Source organism: Streptomyces sp. NBC_01276 (assembly GCF_041435355.1).
In the GTDB taxonomy this organism is placed as follows: domain Bacteria; phylum Actinomycetota; class Actinomycetes; order Streptomycetales; family Streptomycetaceae; genus Streptomyces.
In genome coordinates this window covers 4,859,075-4,876,177 of the sequence record NZ_CP108442.1, presented here as the reverse complement: position 1 = coordinate 4,876,177, position 17,103 = coordinate 4,859,075, and the positions used below count along the sequence as shown (strand labels likewise).

Annotated in this window: 18 protein-coding genes, 1 tRNA gene and 1 riboswitch; of the genes, 6 read left to right on the top strand and 13 right to left on the bottom strand. The window is 71.3% G+C overall.

Annotation, left to right across the window (positions count from 1 at the left end):
* The first annotated feature begins 23 nt into the window (after positions 1-23).
* A complete protein-coding gene (locus OG295_RS21835) occupies positions 24-323 on the top strand; it encodes a hypothetical protein (protein ID WP_266839246.1) in 300 nt (99 codons plus the stop codon).
* Positions 324-528: 205 nt separating this feature from the next.
* Here the strand turns inward: OG295_RS21835 and OG295_RS21830 are convergent, their stop codons facing one another.
* From OG295_RS21830 to OG295_RS21810, 5 genes are all read right to left on the bottom strand, one after another.
* Entirely contained in the window at positions 529-2,046 is a 1,518-nt protein-coding gene (locus OG295_RS21830; protein WP_371678390.1) for a DUF445 domain-containing protein, read from the bottom strand.
* Between the two features lie 72 nt (positions 2,047-2,118).
* Positions 2,119-2,964 carry a DUF1707 domain-containing protein gene (locus OG295_RS21825; protein WP_371678389.1) on the bottom strand — a complete coding sequence of 282 codons (846 nt, stop codon included), beginning with the start codon at positions 2,962-2,964 and terminating at the stop codon, positions 2,119-2,121.
* A gap of 72 nt (positions 2,965-3,036) precedes the next feature.
* Positions 3,037-3,996 (bottom strand): ATP-binding cassette domain-containing protein, encoded by a 960-nt coding sequence (locus OG295_RS21820; protein ID WP_371678388.1) that lies wholly within the window; start codon positions 3,994-3,996, stop codon positions 3,037-3,039.
* A gap of 2 nt (positions 3,997-3,998) precedes the next feature.
* Positions 3,999-4,859, bottom strand: coding sequence for an ABC transporter permease (locus OG295_RS21815; protein WP_371681263.1), 861 nt, complete (start codon positions 4,857-4,859; stop codon positions 3,999-4,001).
* A gap of 76 nt (positions 4,860-4,935) precedes the next feature.
* Complete coding sequence (locus OG295_RS21810) at positions 4,936-5,721, bottom strand: ABC transporter permease (RefSeq protein WP_371681262.1); 786 nt, start codon at positions 5,719-5,721, stop codon at positions 4,936-4,938.
* A 299-nt stretch (positions 5,722-6,020) separates the two neighbouring features.
* Here OG295_RS21810 and OG295_RS21805 point away from each other — a divergent pair, with 299 nt between their 5' ends.
* On the top strand, positions 6,021-8,495 hold the full coding sequence (locus OG295_RS21805; protein ID WP_371678387.1) for a transglycosylase domain-containing protein: 2,475 nt from the start codon (positions 6,021-6,023) through the stop codon (positions 8,493-8,495).
* 12 nt (positions 8,496-8,507) lie between these two features.
* Here OG295_RS21805 and OG295_RS21800 read toward each other — a convergent pair whose 3' ends face one another.
* The 3 genes from OG295_RS21800 to OG295_RS21790 all read right to left on the bottom strand — a co-directional run bounded on the left by OG295_RS21800 (position 8,508) and on the right by OG295_RS21790 (position 9,703).
* Positions 8,508-8,828, bottom strand: coding sequence for a multidrug efflux SMR transporter (locus OG295_RS21800; protein ID WP_371678386.1), 321 nt, complete (start codon positions 8,826-8,828; stop codon positions 8,508-8,510).
* 33 nt (positions 8,829-8,861) lie between these two features.
* Positions 8,862-8,936, bottom strand: a riboswitch (guanidine-III (ykkC-III) riboswitch).
* A gap of 61 nt (positions 8,937-8,997) precedes the next feature.
* Positions 8,998-9,339, bottom strand: a complete 342-nt coding sequence (locus OG295_RS21795) for a co-chaperone GroES (protein ID WP_359942254.1) — start codon at positions 9,337-9,339, stop codon at positions 8,998-9,000.
* Between the two features lie 46 nt (positions 9,340-9,385).
* Positions 9,386-9,703 (bottom strand): DUF3618 domain-containing protein, encoded by a 318-nt coding sequence (locus OG295_RS21790; RefSeq protein ID WP_371678385.1) that lies wholly within the window; start codon positions 9,701-9,703, stop codon positions 9,386-9,388.
* A 117-nt stretch (positions 9,704-9,820) separates the two neighbouring features.
* Here OG295_RS21790 and bcp point away from each other — a divergent pair, with 117 nt between their 5' ends.
* A complete protein-coding gene (gene bcp / locus OG295_RS21785; protein WP_030239052.1) occupies positions 9,821-10,288 on the top strand; it encodes a thioredoxin-dependent thiol peroxidase in 468 nt (155 codons plus the stop codon).
* A gap of 424 nt (positions 10,289-10,712) precedes the next feature.
* Positions 10,713-10,796 (top strand) — tRNA-Leu (locus tag OG295_RS21780).
* Between the two features lie 57 nt (positions 10,797-10,853).
* Here OG295_RS21780 and rdgB read toward each other — a convergent pair.
* The 4 genes from rdgB to OG295_RS21760 form a co-directional block, all read right to left on the bottom strand.
* Complete coding sequence (gene rdgB / locus OG295_RS21775; protein ID WP_371678384.1) at positions 10,854-11,486, bottom strand: RdgB/HAM1 family non-canonical purine NTP pyrophosphatase; 633 nt, start codon at positions 11,484-11,486, stop codon at positions 10,854-10,856.
* 78 nt (positions 11,487-11,564) lie between these two features.
* On the bottom strand, positions 11,565-11,951 hold the full coding sequence (locus tag OG295_RS21770) for a hypothetical protein (protein ID WP_371678383.1): 387 nt from the start codon (positions 11,949-11,951) through the stop codon (positions 11,565-11,567).
* Between the two features lie 93 nt (positions 11,952-12,044).
* Positions 12,045-12,779 carry a ribonuclease PH gene (gene rph, locus OG295_RS21765; protein ID WP_365158264.1) on the bottom strand — a complete coding sequence of 245 codons (735 nt, stop codon included), beginning with the start codon at positions 12,777-12,779 and terminating at the stop codon, positions 12,045-12,047.
* Positions 12,780-12,873: 94 nt separating this feature from the next.
* The gene (locus OG295_RS21760; protein ID WP_266839262.1) at positions 12,874-13,107 is read right to left on the bottom strand and encodes a PTS glucose/sucrose transporter subunit IIB; all 234 of its coding nucleotides are present in this window, start codon (positions 13,105-13,107) and stop codon (positions 12,874-12,876) included.
* 218 nt (positions 13,108-13,325) lie between these two features.
* Between OG295_RS21760 and OG295_RS21755 the strand changes: the two genes are divergently transcribed.
* Together OG295_RS21755 and OG295_RS21750 are read left to right on the top strand one after the other, a co-directional pair.
* Entirely contained in the window at positions 13,326-14,627 is a 1,302-nt protein-coding gene (locus OG295_RS21755; protein WP_371678382.1) for a PTS transporter subunit EIIC, read from the top strand.
* 276 nt (positions 14,628-14,903) lie between these two features.
* The gene (locus tag OG295_RS21750) at positions 14,904-16,151 is read left to right on the top strand and encodes a PTS transporter subunit EIIC (RefSeq protein WP_371678381.1); all 1,248 of its coding nucleotides are present in this window, start codon (positions 14,904-14,906) and stop codon (positions 16,149-16,151) included.
* A 143-nt stretch (positions 16,152-16,294) separates the two neighbouring features.
* On the opposite strand, the gene OG295_RS21745 is transcribed toward OG295_RS21750, so the two are convergent.
* Positions 16,295-17,047, bottom strand: coding sequence for an MBL fold metallo-hydrolase (locus OG295_RS21745; protein WP_266839266.1), 753 nt, complete (start codon positions 17,045-17,047; stop codon positions 16,295-16,297).
* Positions 17,048-17,103 lie beyond the last annotated feature (56 nt).

Genomic DNA, 17,103 nt, shown 5'->3' with positions numbered 1-17,103 from the left:
CAAGAAGAACGAGGGAGTTCGACATGGCGCGGGTACCGAGTTCCGTGGTGGCGGCCGCCGGCCTGGTCGGCGGCTACGCCGTCGCCCGCTGGACCAAGAAGCGGCCGCTGGGCGGCGTCGTGCTCGGCGCGGCCGGGCTCGTGGCCGGACGGGAATGGCACCGCCGGGGCGGCACCCCGGCGGCGGCCGGGCTGGGGGCGCTCTACCTGGCCGGCTTCGCGGGGGCGCACCCGCTGGCGAAGAAGGTCGGCGCCTGGCCGGCGGTCATCGGCGCGGCCGGGGTCGTCGCGGCGACGTCCTGGGCGGTCGCCGACCGCGGCTGACCCACGTACGGGCCGGCCGCGGCTGGCCCGTACGTCGCGGGCCGACCGCGGCTGACCTGCGTACGGGCCGACCGCGGCTGACCCGTATGCGGGCCGGACCGGGCCTGGCCGCGGGGACAGTGGGGCCGGTCCGGCACCGGGTCAGGGGTGGCCTCGCGGCGGCCGGAGGGCCCGGACTTCGGCGGCCGGAAGGACCCGGGAGGGGTCAGGCGCCGAAGGCTTGGGAGATCGTGTAGATCAAGAGGCCCGCCAGGGCGCCGACCACCGTGCCGTTGATGCGGATGAACTGGAGGTCGCGGCCGATGTGGGCCTCGATCTTGCGGGAGGTGTGCTCCGCGTCCCAGCCCGCCACCGTGTCGGTGATCAGCGAGGTGATCTCGGCGCGGTAGGTGGTGACCACGTACACCACCGCCCCCTCGATCCAGCTCTCGACCTTCCCCTGCAGACGCCCGTCGGTCGCCAGCCGCGCCCCCAGGGACATCAGGGACGACCGGACCCGCAGCCGCAGCTCGCTCCGCTCGTCCTCCGCCGCCGAGATCATCATCGACCGGACGGCCGTCCAGGCGGAGGCGATCACGTCCTGCACCTCGGCCCGCGCCAGGATCTCGGACTTGAGCCGCTCCACCCGCGCCCGCGTCGCGGTGTCGGACTGGAGGTCGGCCGCGAAGTCCGTGAGGAAGCGGTCCACCGCCCCCCGCGCCGGGTGGTTCGGCATGTCCCGCATCTCCGTGACGAAGCGCAGCAGCTCCTTGTACACGCGGTCGCCGATCTTGCGGTCCACGAAACGCGGGGTCCAGCCGGGGGCGCCGCCCTGGACGGCGTCCATCACCGAGTCCCCGTGGGTGACGAGCCAGTCGTGGGCCTTCGCGCAGACGAGGTCGACGGCCCGGTGGTGGCCGCCGTCGGTGACGACCCGCTCCAGGGTCTTGCCGAGGCCCGGCGCGATCTCGGCGGTCTCCGCGCGCCGCGTGATCGCCTCCCCCACGACGGCCTGCACATCGGAGTCCCGCAGCACCGTCAGGGCCCCGCGCAGCGCCGTGGCGAGCTCGGCCGTGACCCGGTCGGCGTGCTCCGGCTCGGCCAGCCAGGCGCCGAGCCGGCCTCCGATCCCGAGCGCGTGCAGCCGGGCGCGCACCACGTCGGCGGAGAGGAAGTTCTCCCCGACGAACTCCCCGAGGGAGACGCCGAGCTGGTCCTTCTTGGTCGGGATGATCGCGGTGTGCGGGATCGGCAGGCCGAGGGGCCGCCGGAACAGCGCCGTGACCGCGAACCAGTCGGCGAGGGCACCGACCATGCCGGCCTCGGCGGCGGCCGCGACGTACCCGGCCCAGCCGCCCGCGCCCCACGCGTGCTGGGCGTACTTGGCCAGCACGTACACCAGCGCGACCAGGAGCAGCAGTCCCGTCGCGGTGGTCTTCATCCGGCGTACGCCGTGCCGCCGCTCCTCGTCCGCCGCGCTGAAGACGAACGCGCCGCGGGCCGGCGGGGGCGCGGCGCGCGCCCTCGTACGGACGCCCGCGGCATCGCCCCCGGCGTCACCCGCGGCACCGCCGTGGCCCCGGCCGCGGTCGACGCCGCTCAGGCCACCGTCCGCGCCGCCACCGCCACCGCCGCCACCGCCACCGCCACCGCCACCGCCGTCAACCTCGCCGCCGTCACCGTCGCCGCTCTTCACGCTGTCCACGTGCTCCTGCCTTCCCCCGGTGGCCGGTTTTGTCTGCATAGCATCCGACTCCCGGGAGGCTCGGGGAGTTCCCGGCGCGCCGTACGACGGCGGGTGCGGCGCGTACGACGGCTAGAGCTCCTTGCGCGGCCTGTCGCCGTCCAGCGGCTTCGAGCCCTTCGGCGCCTTGGTGCGGACCTCCACCCCGCCCCAGAAGGCCAGCCCGTTCACGATCACCCGCGGGGCGCCCGGCTGCGGCACGGTCTGGGTGCCGCTGTGGTCGAAGGCGCCCATGATCCCGATGCCCCGTACGTCGACCTGCACGCCCGGCGGGACCGTGATCTGGATGCCGCCCATGATCGCCACGCAGGTGATGACCACCTCGCGCTCCGCGAAGTCCGCCTCGCGCAGATCGAGCTCACCGCCGCCCCAGACGGCCACCGCGTTGAAGCGCGCCGGGACGACCCAGCGGCCCTTGCGCTGGAAGCCCGACATGACGGCGACCGCCGTGGACGAGGTCCCGGAGCCGCCGATCCGGCCCGGCCAGGCGGCTCCGCCCGGCGCCTGCGCGGTCGCGGGGGCGGCGCCGGGCAGCGACGGGCCGGGTACGGGCGGCAGGTCGCGGGTCAGCGGTTCGAGCTCCGCGTACGTCCGGGACCCGTACGCCGCCTCCAGCCGCTCCTCGAACTCCTCCAGGTCGAGCCTGCCCTCGGCGACGGCGTCGCGCAGCCGTTCCACCACCCGTTCGCGGTCGGCGTCGGACGCCCTCATCGCGGGCACCGCCGCCTCCGACCGCGCGGGCGCCGCCTTCTCCGCCGAGGGCTTCTCCAGCGAGAGCCTGTCCGGCGACGGCTTCTCCAGCGAGGGCTCCGGCGACGGCTCGTCCAGCGCCGCCTTCTCCGGCGCCGCCATCTCCGCCGGGGGCTTGTCCAGCGAGGGCTTGTCCAGCGATGGCTTCTGCGGCCGCTCGTCACTCATGTGGGCCACCCTATGCAGAGACGCGGCCCAGTTGAATGCCCCGCAGGCCCCGGCTCCGCCCCCACCGGCCACTCACCCCCGCCCCGCGTACATCCGCGCGATCACGTCCTCGATGTCCGGCTCCCGCACCGACAGGTCCAGCAGCGGGTACCGCCCCGCCACCTCCGCCACCAGCGGCGCCGCCGACACCCCCGCGGGGAACGCCAGCCACTGCCGGGCCCCCTCGACCTTCACCACCCGCGCCCCCGGCACCTCGACCGGCGCGAGCTCCCGCTCCAGGTCGACCACCAGTGTCCGCTCGCCCTCCCCCAGCGCGTGCAGCCCGCCCAGCGCCCCGTCGTACATCAGGCGCCCGTGGTCGATCACCATCACCCGCTCGCACAGCTGCTCGATGTCCTGGAGGTCGTGCGTGGTCAGCAGCACCGTGGTCCCGAGCTCCTCGTTCAACTCCCGCAGGAAGCCCCGTACCTTCGCCTTGCTGACCACGTCCAGCCCGATCGTCGGCTCGTCCAGGTACAGCACCTCCGGATCGTGCAGCAGCGCCGCCGCGATGTCCCCGCGCATCCGCTGCCCGAGCGACAGCTGACGCACCGGCACGTCCAGCAACGCCGCCAGGTCCAGCTGCTCGACGCACCGCTCCATGTTCCGCGCGAACCTCGCCTCCGGGATCCGGTACATCCGCCTCATCAGCCCGTACGAGTCCTTCAGCGGCAGGTCCCACCACAGCGTGGTGCGCTGCCCGAACACCACTCCGATGCGGTGCGCGAGCCGCATCCGCTCCCGCGCCGGGTCGATGCCCGCGACGCGCAGCCGGCCGCCGCTCGGGGTGAGGATGCCCGTCAGCATCTTGATGGTGGTGGACTTCCCCGCGCCGTTGGGCCCGATGTAGCCGACCACCTCACCCCGGGCGACCTCGAAGCTGATCCCGTCGACGGCCCTGACCTGCCGTTTCTCCCGACGCATCAGCCCCACCCGACGGCGTACGTCGAAAACCTTCTCGATCCCGTCCAACGAGATCAGCGGATCCGCCACGACTAGCTCCCCGTGCTTCGGTACGAACGGACTCCCGCGCGCCACGCCAGCGACGCGGGCAGGAACAACAGGAAGGCCACCAGCGGACTCAGGAACGCCGTCCACTGCGGCAGCCCCAGCGGAACGGGCCGCCCCAGCACGTACAGCGCGGGCAGCCAGTTGACGAAGGCGAGCGGCACCACGAAGGTCACCCCGCGCAGCAGGTCCCGCCCGAACACCGTCGGCGGGTACTGGAGCATCGTGCAGCCCCCGTAGGTGAAGGAGTTCTGCACCTCCGCCGCGTCCCCCGCGATGAACTGGAACGCCGCACCGGCCACCAGCACCGCCGCGAAGATCCCCGCCCCGGCCACCACCATCACCGGGACCAGCAGCACCTTCCCGGCCGTCCAGTCCACCTCCAGTACGGAGATCCCCCAGGTCATCACCGCCAGCCCCTGCGTGATCCGCCCCAGCCGGCGCAGCGCGAAGCGGTCGGCCGCGACCTGCGCGAGGACCGGGACGGGGCGCACCAGCATGGTGTCGAGGGAGCCGTCGCGGATCCGGAGCCCGATCCGGTCGGTGTTGCCGAGGAACAGGTCGGCGAGGCCGAGGGAGACCGAGCAGGTCCCGTAGAGCAGGGCGACCTCGGGCAGCGTGAAACCGCCGAGGGCCTCGATGTGGGAGAACATGACGGCGATCGCGACGAAGTCGAGCAGCGAGATCACCGCGTTCCCGAAGGAGGCGAGGAGGAAGGACGCCCGGTACGCCATCGTCGACCGGATCCACATCGCCACGATCAGCCGGTAGCCGCGCAGCCCCTCGCGGGCCCGTCCGCGCCACGACACGACGTCCCGCACATCCCGCACGCCCCGGTCGTCCCGCACGCCCCGGGCGTCCCCCGCGACACCGACCTCGACCGCTTCGACCACCTCGGCCACCTCGCCCGGTACCCCGGCGGCGTCAGCCACCCTGGATCACCACCTTCCGCGTCGCCGCCGACTGCACCAGCCGCCCCGCGCCCAGCAGGACGAGCGCCCACCCGGCCTGGAACCCCAGCGCCCGCGCCGCGCCGCCCGCCCCCGCGTGCGTACCGAGCAGCACGTCCAGCGGGACCTGGAGCATCGCCGACCACGGCAGCAGCCGCACCAACTCGCCGAAGCCGCCCGGGAACACCGTCAGCGGCAGCAGCATCCCCGAGCAGAAGATCGTCACGACGGCGGCCATCATGTTGATCCCCGCGCCGTCCATCAGCCAGAAGGCCGCCAGGCCCAGCAGGTAGCGCACCGCGAAGCTGACGGTGAGGGCGAGGACGACGGACACCGTGAACAGCAGCCAGCGCGCCGGATCGGCCGGCAGCGCCAGCGGGAAGGCGAGCGCGCCCGCCAGCAGGGGCACCACCCCGCGCCCCAGCAGCTGGAAGGCGGCCCGCCCGAGGTCGGCCGCCAGCCACCACAGCTGGAGGTCCGCCGGCCGGTAGAGGTCGACGGCGATGTCACCCGTACGGATCCGTTCCTGAACCTCTTCCTGGAAGCCGCCGCCGAGCAACGAGGCGGCCGCCAGCATGGCCTGGCTGACCCAGACGAAGGTGAGCGCCTGCGCCTGGTCGTACCCGCCGAGGCCGGGACGCTCGTCCCACAGCGCGATGTACGTGTACGCGACGATGAAGCCGAAGACGGTGTTGGTGAAGACCCCGGCGGCCGTGGCCGTTCCGTAGGTGGCGTAACGCCGGAACCCGCCCGCCGCCACGGCCGCGTAGAGCCACGGCCTGTGCCCTCCGCTACCGTCACCGGAGCCCCCGCCCGAGCCCCCGCCCGAGCCCTCCCGGACGCCTTCGCGCCGGGCCGCTCCGCCACCCGCTCTCTGACGCACCGTATCCCTCCGTTTCCCACGTCGTTCCTACGTCGGCCAAAGCGCGCGAGCTTAGTGCGGAGGGGCGAGCCACGCGACCGTTTTATGCCCGTCCGGAGCGGAATCAACGGCCATCGGGTAGACACACCATGAGGTACGGAAGTGGATGTTTCGCACGGTCACGAGGAGTCCCGGCGATGAGCGACCAGTCACCACCCCCGGGCTGGCCCCCTCGCGACCCGGACACCCCGCGGGAACCCCCCGGCGACGGCGCCCGGGAGGACGCGCCCGGCGCCCCGCCACCCCCGGGCCGCGGACCGGCGGCCACCGCGAACGGCGGGCGCCGGCGCACCGGATGGCGCCGCGCCCTGCCCACCTGGCGCATGCTCCTGGGTGGCGTCCTGCTGCTCGCCCTGCTCGTCGGCGGCGCCCTCGTGGCCGGCTACCTGCTGGTCGACATCCCGCCCGCCAACGCCGCCGCCACCGCGCAGTCCAACGTCTACCTCTACGCCGACGGCTCCCAGATCGCCCGGGACGGCGAGGTCAACCGCGTCAACGTGCCGCTCTCGCAGGTACCCCGCAGCGTCCAGGAAGCCGTACTCGCCGCGGAGGACCGCGACTTCTACTCCGAACGCGCCGTGGACCCCAAGGCGATACTGCGCGCCGCCTGGAACACCGCGACCGGCAAGGGCACCCAGTCCGGATCGACCATCACCCAGCAGTACGTGAAGAACTACTACCTGGGCCAGGAACAGACGTTGAAGCGCAAGGCCAAGGAGTTCTTCATCGCGATCAAACTCGGTCGTGAGAAGTCCAAGGACTACATCCTCGAGGGATACCTCAACACCAGCTACTTCGGCCGCAACGCCTACGGCATCCAGGCCGCCGCCCAGGCCTACTACGGCAAGGACGTCACCCGACTCACCGCCGCCGAGGGCGCCTACCTCGCCACCCTCCTCAACTCCCCCAGCGCCTTCGACGTCGTCTCGCACCCCCAGAGCCGCGACCGCGCCGTCGCCCGCTGGAACTACGTGCTCGACGGCATGGTCAAGAAGAAGTGGATGTCCCCCGCCGAGCGCGCCGCCGTCCGTTTCCCCGAGCCCGGGAAGGTCCGCCCGGCCGCCGGGCTGTCCGGGCAGCGCGGCTACCTCGTGGAGGCCGTCAGGGACTACATCACCGAGCACGGGATCCTCGACGACAAGACCCTCGCCGAGGGCGGCTACCGGATCACCACCACCATCGACAAGCGGCGCCAGGGCGAGTTCGTCGACGCCGTCCGGAAGCAGATGGTCGACAAGCTCGACCCGGCGGCCCGGCCCGCGGACCGCCTGGTGCGCGCGGGCGGGGTCTCCGTCGACCCGGCCACCGGCAAGATCGTCGCCCTCTACGGCGGCATCGACTACACGAAGCAGTACGTCAACAACGCGACCCGGCACGACTACCAGGTGGCCTCCACCTTCAAGCCGTTCGTCTTCGCCTCCGCCGTCGAGAACGAATCCCGCACCCAGGACGGCCGCCGCATCACCCCGAACACCCTCTACAACGGCGACAACAAGCGCCCCGTCGTCGGCGGCCGGATCCGCTTCGCGCCCGAGAACGAGGGGCAGGTGTCGTACGGTCCGATCACCGTCAACACCGCCACCGACCTCTCCGTCAACACCGTGTACGCGCAGATGGCCGTCGACGTGGGCGGGGCGAAGGTCAAGTCGACCGCCATCGCCCTGGGGATCCCGGAGAACACCCCGAACTTCGACGCGGGCCCGGCCATCGCGCTGGGGACCATGCAGGCCAGCGTGCTGGACATGACGCAGGCGTACGCGACCCTCGCCGACCACGGGCGCCGCACCCCGTACACCTTCCTGGAGAAGATCACCAAGGGCAGCGAGAACGTCCGCCTCCCCGACCGCACCCCGACCCAGGCCATCAGCCGGGAGGCCGCCGACACGACCACCTCGATGCTGGTCAGCGTCGTGGACAACGGCACGGGCACGGCCGCCCTCGCGGCCGGCCATCCGGCCGCCGGAAAGACGGGCACGGCCGAGCAGGACCGCTCGGCGTGGTTCGCGGCGTACACCCCGGACCTGGTCACGGTGGTCTCGATGATGGGCCAGGACCCGGACACGGGCACCCTGCAGCCCCTCTACGGGGCCCTGGGCGAGGCCCGCATCGGGGGCGGCGGCTATCCGGCCCGGATCTGGGCGGCCTACACGAAGAAGGCCCTGGAGGCCACGGACCCGGTGGACTTCGACCTGGACCTCCAGCCGGGCGCGGCCCAGCCCCCGCCGCCCGTCGCGCCGACCACCCCGCAGCAGCCCCAGGGCAGCCGGCCGCCGTCCGAGCCGAGCCCGCCGACGGACGGCGAGACGCAGGGCGGCCGGGACCAGGGGGGACAGAACCAGGGAGGGCAGAACCAGGGGGGCCAGACGCAGGGCGGCCAGAACCAGGGAGGGCAGACTCAAGGGGGCCAGGACCAGGGCGGGCAGACGCAGGGAGGCCAGACGCAGGGAGGCCAGACCAGCGGCGGCGAGACGACCGGGGGCCAGACCACCGGCGGCCGGACCACCGGGGACCAGACCCAGGGCGGCCGGACCACCGGCGGCGAGACGACCGGGGGCGACACCACAGGCGGAGGGGCACTCCGCCGCCGCCCCTCGGCCGATCTCCTGGAGTGATCCGGGCCGGGGTCAGTGCCCGGAGGTGACCTTCAGCCCCACCACGGCGACCAGCAGCAGGCAGATGAAGAAGATCCGGGAGACGGTGACGGGCTCCCCCAGCACCGCCATCCCGAGCACGGCCGCACCCGCGGCGCCGATGCCGACCCAGACGCCGTACGCCGTACCGATGGGCAGGGTCTTGGCCGCGATGGACAGCAGCACCATGCTGGCTACGATGCCGGCACCGGTGAACACGGACGGCCACAGGCGGGTGAAGCCCTCGGTGAACTTCATGCCGATCGACCAGCCGACTTCGATGAGACCGGCGACGAGAAGAAGAACCCATGCCATGACGAGGCACCTCCGGGACGAGGACGGAAAGGGAGTGCGTCGTCTTTGCGTCCTGCTACCCGGTACGGCGCGTCTCGTCGGGGTAATTCCCCACCACCGTAACAAATCCAACCGAAAAGGGCCGGTGACCCCGGTCACCGGCCCTTCATGATGGATCTGCGGCTCAGAATCAGAGGTAGAGCCCGGTGGAGTCCTTGGCCCCCTCCAGCCGCTCCGCCGCCACGGCGTGCAGGTCCCGCTCGCGCATCAGCACGTACGTCGCCCCGCGCACCTCGACCTCGGCCCGGTCCTCGGGGTCGTACAGGACCCGGTCACCCGGCTCCACACTGCGTACGTTCTGCCCGACCGCGACCACCTCGGCCCAGGCGAGCCGCTTGCCCACCGCGGCCGTCGCCGGGATCAGGATGCCGCCGCCCGAGCGCCGCTCGCCCTCGGGCAGGTCGGACTTCACGAGCACGCGGTCGTGGAGCATGCGGATGGGCAGCTTGTCGTGGGTGGTGTTCTCGCTCACGACCCGAACCTACCTGCCGCCGCACGCCCCGCACGCCGGAGGGTGCTCACCGCTTGCGCCGCGCCGTGACGACGATCAGCCCGACGACGCCGGCCGCGAAGAGCGCCACGGGCACGATCCGGTCCGCCCGGGGTGCGCCGTTCTCGTCGCGCAGACTGTCCTTCACGTCCGTGACCAGACGATTGACGGCGGCGAAGGCGCGGCCGGCCGTGTGGTCCACGACCCCGACCGCCTTGGCCTTCGCGTCCCCGATGATCGTCTTCGGGTGCACACGCACGCCGATCTCGTCGAGCGTCTCGGCGAGCTGCTCGCGGCGGCGGACGATGTCCGCCTCGATCTGTGCGGGGGTCCTGGCTTCCGGCACCGCGCTGCCTCCGTCGTCGTGTCGTGCTCGTGGTCGTCTGGGGCGTACTCCGCCGTGAACAGTCTGTCAGCTTAGTCTCGTGGCGTACCGTTCCCCTCCCGAGGAGAAGACCCACCGATGAGCGAGCGACTCCAGCCGGGCGACACCGCCCCCGCCTTCACCCTGCCCGACGCGGACGGCAACGAGGTCTCGCTGGCCGCCCACAAGGGGCGCAAAGTGATCGTGTACTTCTACCCGGCGGCCCTGACCCCGGGCTGCACCAAGCAGGCCTGCGACTTCACCGACAACCTCTCCCTCCTGGCCGCGGCCGGCTACGACGTCATCGGCGTCTCCCCGGACAAGCCGGAGAAGCTCGCGAAGTTCCGCGAGCAGGAGCACCTGAAGGTCACCCTGGTCGGCGACCCCGAGAAGGAGACCCTGACGGCGTACGGCGCCTTCGGCGAGAAGAAGCTGTACGGCAAGACGGTGACCGGGGTCATCCGCTCCACGGTGGTCGTCGACGAGGAGGGCAAGGTCGAACACGCCTTCTACAACGTCAAGGCGACGGGCCACGTGGCCAAGATCATCAAGGACCTGGGCATCTGACGCCATCCGCACCACCGCACCACACGGCCCGCGCCCAACCGGCGCGGGCCGTTCCGTTTACCAGACGCAACCGGGACTCGACGTCGGCCATTTCAGGCGGCGCACGTCCGAGGGGTCCGCCCGGACCCGTCGCAGTCGACTACAGCGGGCCCTGCAGGAAGTCGGCGTCCCCTACTCCTGCGCCACGTGCGGGAATCCCGGGGAATGGCCGGGGCGGCCGATCACCCTGCAGACCGACCACATCAGCGGCGACTGGCTCGACAAGCGTCGGGAGAACCTCCGCCACCTGCGCCCCAATTGTCACGCCCTCACCGACACCTGGTGCGGCAAGGGACGCCGACGCGACCCCGTGGCCCCACAGGCCCCCACGGTCGTAGACTGAGCGCGATCACCAGGACCTGATGTCCGAATTGGTCGAAGTGTCGCGGTTGTGGTGGAATTGGCAGTCACGCTGGGTTTAGGTCCCAGTGGGGTAAAACCCGTGGGGGTTCGAGTCCCCCCAACCGCACATCGACGCCGAGGGCCCCGTACGCAGCCGCGTACGGGGCCCTCGGCGTGTCGGGCCTCAGCCCAGCAGTTCGCGGACCACCGGGATCAGGGCGCGGAAGGCCTGGCCGCGGTGGGAGATGGCGTTCTTCTCGGCCGCCGTCAGTTCCGCGCAGGTGCGGGACTCGCCCAGGGGCTGGAGGACCGGGTCGTAGCCGAAGCCGCCGTCGCCCGCCGGGGTGTGGCGCAGGGTGCCGAGGAGGCGGCCCTCGACGACGCGTTCGGTGCCGTCCGGGAGGGCCAGGGCGGCCGCGCAGAAGAAGTGGGCCGCGCGGTGCTCGTCGGCGATGTCGCCGAGCTGGGCGAGGAGGAGGTCGAGGTTGGCCTTGTCGTCGCCGTGGGCACCGGCCCAACGGGCGGAGAAGATGCCGGGGGCGCCGTTCAGGACGTCCACGCAGAGCCCGGAGTCGTCGGCGACGGCCGGCAGGCCGGTGGCGCGGGCCAGGGCGTGGGCCTTGAGGAGGGCGTTCTCGGCGAAGGTGACGCCGGTTTCCTTCACGTCCGGGATCTCCGGGTACGCGTCGGCGCCGACCAGCTCGAAGGGGAGGCCGGCCTCGGACAGGATCGCGTGGAGCTCGGTGACCTTGCCGGGGTTGCGGGTGGCCAGGATCAGGCGGCGGGGCGGCTGGGGAGAGGTGGGCGTGGAAGTCATGCCCCCATTATTTCCGCCGCGCGCCGCACCCGGAGCCGGAGCCGGAGCCCGGTCCGGGCCGGCCCGGACCGGCCCGGGTCAGCCCGGGGTGCAGACCTTGGAGATCTCCTTGGCGGCGTCCGCGACGGGCTGGACGTCGGGGGCGGTGTTGCCGCTCTCCACGGACGTGCGCACGTTCTTGACGGCGGTGGTCATGGAGTCGACGGCCTTGGAGAGGTCGGCGTTGCCCGTCGAGTCCTTGATCTGCTTGAGGTTCGTCTCTATCTGGGTGAGCGCGTTCTGGGTGTCCTGGACGCTGTTCCCGGCCTGGGAGACGGCCTGCTGCAGCTGGTCCACGCTGTTGGCTATGGCCACCGCCGTGTTGGCGCAGTCCATGGCGGTGGAGATGGCGTCGCAGGAGGCCAGGGCCGGGACGGCGAGTACGGCGGTCAGCGCGACGGCGGCGAGGCGGTGCTTCGGCTTCATTCGGGTCCCCCGGGGCTCGGATGCGTGGACGGGCGCACGGCTTCGACACCGTGCGCCCGTACCTGAGTGGACGCGTGCCCGCGTCCTGCGGTTCTACGGGAGCTGCAGCTCCAGGGCGCCGAGCTGGAGGGCCTCCAGGTCGGCGCAGCCGCCGGCGGCGAGGTCGAGGAGGGCGTTGAGCTCCTTGCGGTCGAAGGGCTCGCCCTCGGCGGTTCCCTGGACCTCGACGAAGCGGCCGTCGCCGGTGCAGACGACGTTCATGTCGGTCTCGGCGCGCACGTCCTCCTCGTAGCAGAGGTCGAGGAGCGGGACGCCGTCGACGATGCCGACGCTGACGGCGGCGACGGTGCCGGTGAGCGGCTTGCGGCCGGCCTTGATCAGCTTCTTCTTCTGACCCCAGGCGATGGCGTCGGCGAGGGCGACGTAGGCGCCGGTGATCGCGGCGGTGCGGGTGCCGCCGTCGGCCTGGAGGACGTCGCAGTCCAGGACGATGGTGTTCTCGCCGAGGGCCTTGTAGTCGATCACGGCGCGCAGCGAGCGGCCGATGAGGCGGGAGATCTCGTGGGTGCGGCCGCCGATCTTGCCGCGGACGGATTCGCGGTCGCCGCGGGTGTTGGTGGAGCGGGGCAGCATCGAGTACTCGGAGGTGACCCAGCCCTCGCCGCTGCCCTTGCGCCAGCGCGGGACGCCTTCGGTGAAGGAGGCGGTGCAGAAGACCTTGGTGTCTCCGAAGGAGACGAGGACGGAGCCCTCGGCGTGCTTGCTCCATCCGCGTTCGATGGTGACCGGGCGGAGCTGTTCGGGCGTGCGGCCGTCGATGCGAGACATGCCTGTGAGCCTAGTCGGTGCGCGCGTACGCGAGGACCCCGTCCGCCGTGCGGTACGGGGTCCTCGCGGAGCCGTGTCGAGCCGGGGGCTCAGCTCACATCATGTCTTCGATCTCGCCGGCGATCGGGTCGGCGTCGGTGCCGATGACGACCTGGACGGCGGTGCCCATCTTGACGACGCCGTGGGCGCCGGCGGCCTTCAGCGCGGCATCGTCGACGAGGTCGGGGTTGACGACCTCGGTGCGCAGGCGGGTGATGCAGCCCTCGACCTCTTCGATGTTCTCGATACCGCCGAGCCCGGCGACGATCTTCTCAGCCTTGGTGGCCATGCGTTTCTCCCTGGGTGTTACGAAGAACGAGTCTCGGCGGCCGTGACCAACATCGTCCGCTTCGTCACGTTAGCTCACGGTTGGCCTATTCACGCGAGCACGAGCCGGACTTCTGCCGAATGATGACGATCAGCAGCAGCCTGCCCTCGACTGGTCTACACCAGTGTGCCGCAAGTGTCGCGGCTGCCAAAACGGGCCGGTCCAGGGAGGAGTACGCGATGAGCGCGAGCAGCGCCGCGGAAGCGCCGCGGAAGCAGTGGTGGAGCGGCTTGTACCCGGGGCTGCAGAAGATGGGACGGAGCCTGCAGCTGCCGATCGCGGTCCTGCCGGCGGCCGGGCTCCTCAACGGGCTCGGCCAGCCCGGCGTGTTCGGCTCCGAGGGCCTGAACTGGACGATCGTCTCCAAGGTGATGGTGGCCGCGGGCGGCGCGCTGCTGAACGCGGACCTCGGCCTGCCGCTCCTGTTCTGCATCGGCGTCGCGATCGGCATGGCCAGGAAGGCGGACGGTTCGACGGCCCTCGCCGCGGTGGCGGGCTTCCTCGTCTACCGGGGCGTGCTGCACGCCTTCCCCAACGACTGCCCGAGCGGCAGCAAGGCCGTGGGCGGCGGCTGCGTGGGGCCGGACAACACGTTCGTGGAGTTCACGTACCAGAACCCGGGGGTGTTCGGGGGCATCATCATGGGCCTGCTGGCGGCCTGGTTCTGGCAGCGCTACCACCGGGTGAAGCTGGTCGACTGGCTGGGCTTCTTCAACGGCCGCCGCCTGGTCCCGATCATCATGTCGTTCGTGGCGATCGGCTTCGCGGCGCTGTGCCTGTGGGTCTGGCCGCCGGTCGGCAGCGCGCTGGAGAGCTTCTCGGACTGGCTGGTGGGGCTGGGTTCCTGGGGCGCCGGCATCTTCGGCGTCGCCAACCGCGCGCTGCTGGTGATCGGCCTCCACCAGTTCCTGAACGTGCCGGTGTGGTTCCAGTTCGGCAGCTACACCAAGCCGGACGGGACGACGGTGCACGGCGACATCAACATGTTCCTGGCGGGCGACCCGGACGCGGGGCAGTTCCTGAGCGGGTTCTTCCCGATCATGATGTTCGCGCTCCCGGCGGCCGCGCTGGCGATCACGCACTGCGCGAAGCCGCAGCGTCGCAAGGAGGTCGGCGGCCTGATGCTGTCGGTGGCGCTGACCTCGTTCGTCACGGGGATCACGGAGCCCCTGGAGTACTCCTTCCTCTTCGTCGCGCCGGTGCTGTACGTGATCCACGCGCTGCTGACGGGCGTCTCGATGGCGGTGACGTGGGGGCTGGGGGTGCACGACGGGTTCAGCTTCTCGGCGGGCCTGATCGATTACGTCATCAACTTCGGGCTGGCGACGAAGCCGCTGCTGATCATCCCGATCGGCCTGGCGTTCGCGGTCGTCTACTACGCCGTCTTCCGGTTCGTGATCACGAAGTTCGACGTCCCGACCCCCGGCCGGGAGTCGGACGAGGAGATCGCCGCGATGCAGGCGGAGAACACCAAGGCATAGAACCCGGCACAATATGCAGGGGAAACGACTTACAGGCCTTTCGTCTCATGCCTCCAGGTCCCTCGGATCCTTCGATCCGGGGGACCTTCGTCACGTGGTCGAGAGCACAGGAAATCGAAGGTTCCTTATCTAACCCCCACCGTGCTACAACTGGTCTACACCACCGAATGGTGTAGACCATGCGCCTGCCGAGCAGCCGTGGTCACTCTCTCTGAGACGTCGCCGTCCCCCTTTCTTCTTGTCCCCTGGCGGCGCCTTGCCCAATGGAGGAAGTTGATGACTACGGCTACCGCCGCACCGGCCAAGAAGCCGGGTGCCGCGCTGCTGCAGGGCATGCAGAAGGTCGGCAAGGCCCTGCAGCTGCCCGTTGCCGTCCTGCCGGCCGCGGCGATCCTGCTGCGCCTCGGCCAGGACGACGTGTTCGGCAAGGACGGCCTCCAGTGGGGCAAGGTCGCCACGGTGTTCGCCTCCGCCGGTGACGCCGTCTTCTCCAACCTGGCGCTGCTGTTCTGCGTCGGTGTGGCGATCGGCTACGCGAAGAAGGCCGACGGCTCCACGGCCCTCGCCGCCCTCGTCGGCTTCCTCGTCTACAAGAACGTGCTGACCGCGTTCCCCATGGACGGAAGCGTCACCGCGCTGCTGCCCAAGGGCAAGCCGCAGGACCCGGGCGTGCTCGGCGGCATCCTCATCGGTCTCGTCAGCGCGATGATCTGGCAGCGCTACCACAAGACCCGTCTGGTCGACTGGCTCGGCTTCTTCAACGGCCGCCGCCTGGTCCCGATCATCATGGCCTTCGTCGGCACCCTCTTCGGCGTCTTCTTCGGCCTGGCCTGGGCCCCGATCGGTGACGCGCTCGGCAGCTTCAGCGAGTGGCTGATCGGCCTCGGTTCCGTCGGCGCCGGCATCTACGGCGTGTTCAACCGCGGTCTGATCCCGGTCGGCATGCACCAGTTCCTCAACACCTTCTTCCAGCAGCAGGTCGGCTCCTTCACCAAGGCCGACGGCAGCATCGTCACCGGCGAGATCCCGCGCTTCTTCGCGGGTGACCCGACCGCCGGCCAGTTCATGTCCGGCTTCTTCCCGATCATGATGTTCGGCCTGCCGGCCGCCGCCATCGCCATCGCGCACTGCGCCCGCCCCGAGCGCCGCAAGGTCGTGATGGGCATGATGATCTCGCTGGCCCTGACCTCCTTCGTCACCGGTGTCACCGAGCCGATCGAGTTCACCTTCCTCTTCCTCGCGCCGCTGCTGTACGCGGTCCACGCCGTCCTGACCGGTATCTCCATGGCCGTCACCTGGGGCCTGGGCGTCCACGACGGCTTCGGCTTCTCGGCCGGCCTGATCGACTACCTGCTGAACTGGAAGCTCGCCACCAACCCGTGGATGATCATTCCGATCGGCCTGGCCTTCGGAGCGGTCTACTACGTGGTCTTCCGCTTCGCGATCACCAAGTGGAACCTCCCGACGCCGGGCCGCGAGTCCGACGAGGAGCTCGCCGAGCTGCTGAAGGCCGAGAGCAAGTAGGCCCGCACGCCTCACCGAGCACAGGAGCCCCCGCTCTCCCGGAAGGGACGGCGGGGGCTCCTGCGTTCTGCCGGATGCGGGGCGGGGCTGGGCGGGGCGGGGCGCGGCGGGGCGCCGGGATCCGCGCCGGGATGCGCTGCGCGTCAGACCTCGTAGACGGCGCCCGGCCGCGCGAGGTCCACGCGGCCGTCGTAGACGGCCCGCGCGTCGGCCAGGTTCCGCTCGGCGTCCGTCCACGGCGGGATGTGCGTCAGCACGAGCCGCCCCACGCCACCGCCGCGCGCGTACTCGCCGGCCTCGCGCCCGTTGAGGTGCAGGTCGGGGACGTCTTCCTTGCCGTCCGTGAAGGAGGCCTCGCACAGGAACAGGTCGGCGCCCTCGGCCAGCGCCGCCAGCTCCGGGCAGGCACCCGTGTCCCCGGAGTACACCAGCGAGCGCCCGCCGTGCTCCACGCGGATGCCGTACGACTCCACCGGATGGCTGACCCGCTCGGTGCGCACCGTGAACGGGCCGATCTCGAAGCCGCCGGACTTCAGGGTGCGGAAGTCGAAGACCTCGCTCATCGAGCGCGCGTCGGGGACGTCCTCGTAGGCCGTGGTCAGCCGCTGCTCGGTGCCCTCGGGCCCGTAGACGGGGAGGGCGCCGCAGCGGCCGCCCTCGTGCCGGTAGTAGCGGGCGACGAAGTACGCGCACATGTCGATGCAGTGATCGGCGTGCAGGTGACTCAGGAAGATCGCGTCGAGGTCGTAGAGACCGCAGTGCCGCTGGAGCGCGCCGAGGGAGCCGTTGCCCATGTCGAGGAGCAGCCGGAAGCCGTCGGCCTCGACGAGATAGCTCGAACATGCCGAATCCGCGGACGGGAAGGACCCCGAACAGCCGACGACGGTGAGCTTCATGGAGCGTGAACCTCCGTGGACGGTCCGTGGACGGAATGCGGGCCGTGCGTGGGTCG

Bases quoted from the DNA above. Each gene is read 5' to 3' on its own strand.
- OG295_RS21835 (WP_266839246.1), top strand. From the start codon at position 24: ATGGCGCGGGTACCGAGTTCCGTGGTGGCGGCCGCCGGCCTGGTCGGC.
- OG295_RS21830 (WP_371678390.1), bottom strand. From the start codon at position 2,046: ATGCAGACAAAACCGGCCACCGGGGGAAGGCAGGAGCACGTGGACAGC.
- OG295_RS21825 (WP_371678389.1), bottom strand. From the start codon at position 2,964: ATGAGTGACGAGCGGCCGCAGAAGCCATCGCTGGACAAGCCCTCGCTG.
- OG295_RS21805 (WP_371678387.1), top strand. From the start codon at position 6,021: ATGAGCGACCAGTCACCACCCCCGGGCTGGCCCCCTCGCGACCCGGAC.
- OG295_RS21800 (WP_371678386.1), bottom strand. From the start codon at position 8,828: ATGGCATGGGTTCTTCTTCTCGTCGCCGGTCTCATCGAAGTCGGCTGG.
- bcp (WP_030239052.1), top strand. From the start codon at position 9,821: ATGAGCGAGCGACTCCAGCCGGGCGACACCGCCCCCGCCTTCACCCTG.
- rdgB (WP_371678384.1), bottom strand. From the start codon at position 11,486: ATGACTTCCACGCCCACCTCTCCCCAGCCGCCCCGCCGCCTGATCCTG.
- OG295_RS21770 (WP_371678383.1), bottom strand. From the start codon at position 11,951: ATGAAGCCGAAGCACCGCCTCGCCGCCGTCGCGCTGACCGCCGTACTC.
- rph (WP_365158264.1), bottom strand. From the start codon at position 12,779: ATGTCTCGCATCGACGGCCGCACGCCCGAACAGCTCCGCCCGGTCACC.
- OG295_RS21760 (WP_266839262.1), bottom strand. From the start codon at position 13,107: ATGGCCACCAAGGCTGAGAAGATCGTCGCCGGGCTCGGCGGTATCGAG.
- OG295_RS21755 (WP_371678382.1), top strand. From the start codon at position 13,326: ATGAGCGCGAGCAGCGCCGCGGAAGCGCCGCGGAAGCAGTGGTGGAGC.
- OG295_RS21750 (WP_371678381.1), top strand. From the start codon at position 14,904: ATGACTACGGCTACCGCCGCACCGGCCAAGAAGCCGGGTGCCGCGCTG.
- OG295_RS21745 (WP_266839266.1), bottom strand. From the start codon at position 17,047: ATGAAGCTCACCGTCGTCGGCTGTTCGGGGTCCTTCCCGTCCGCGGAT.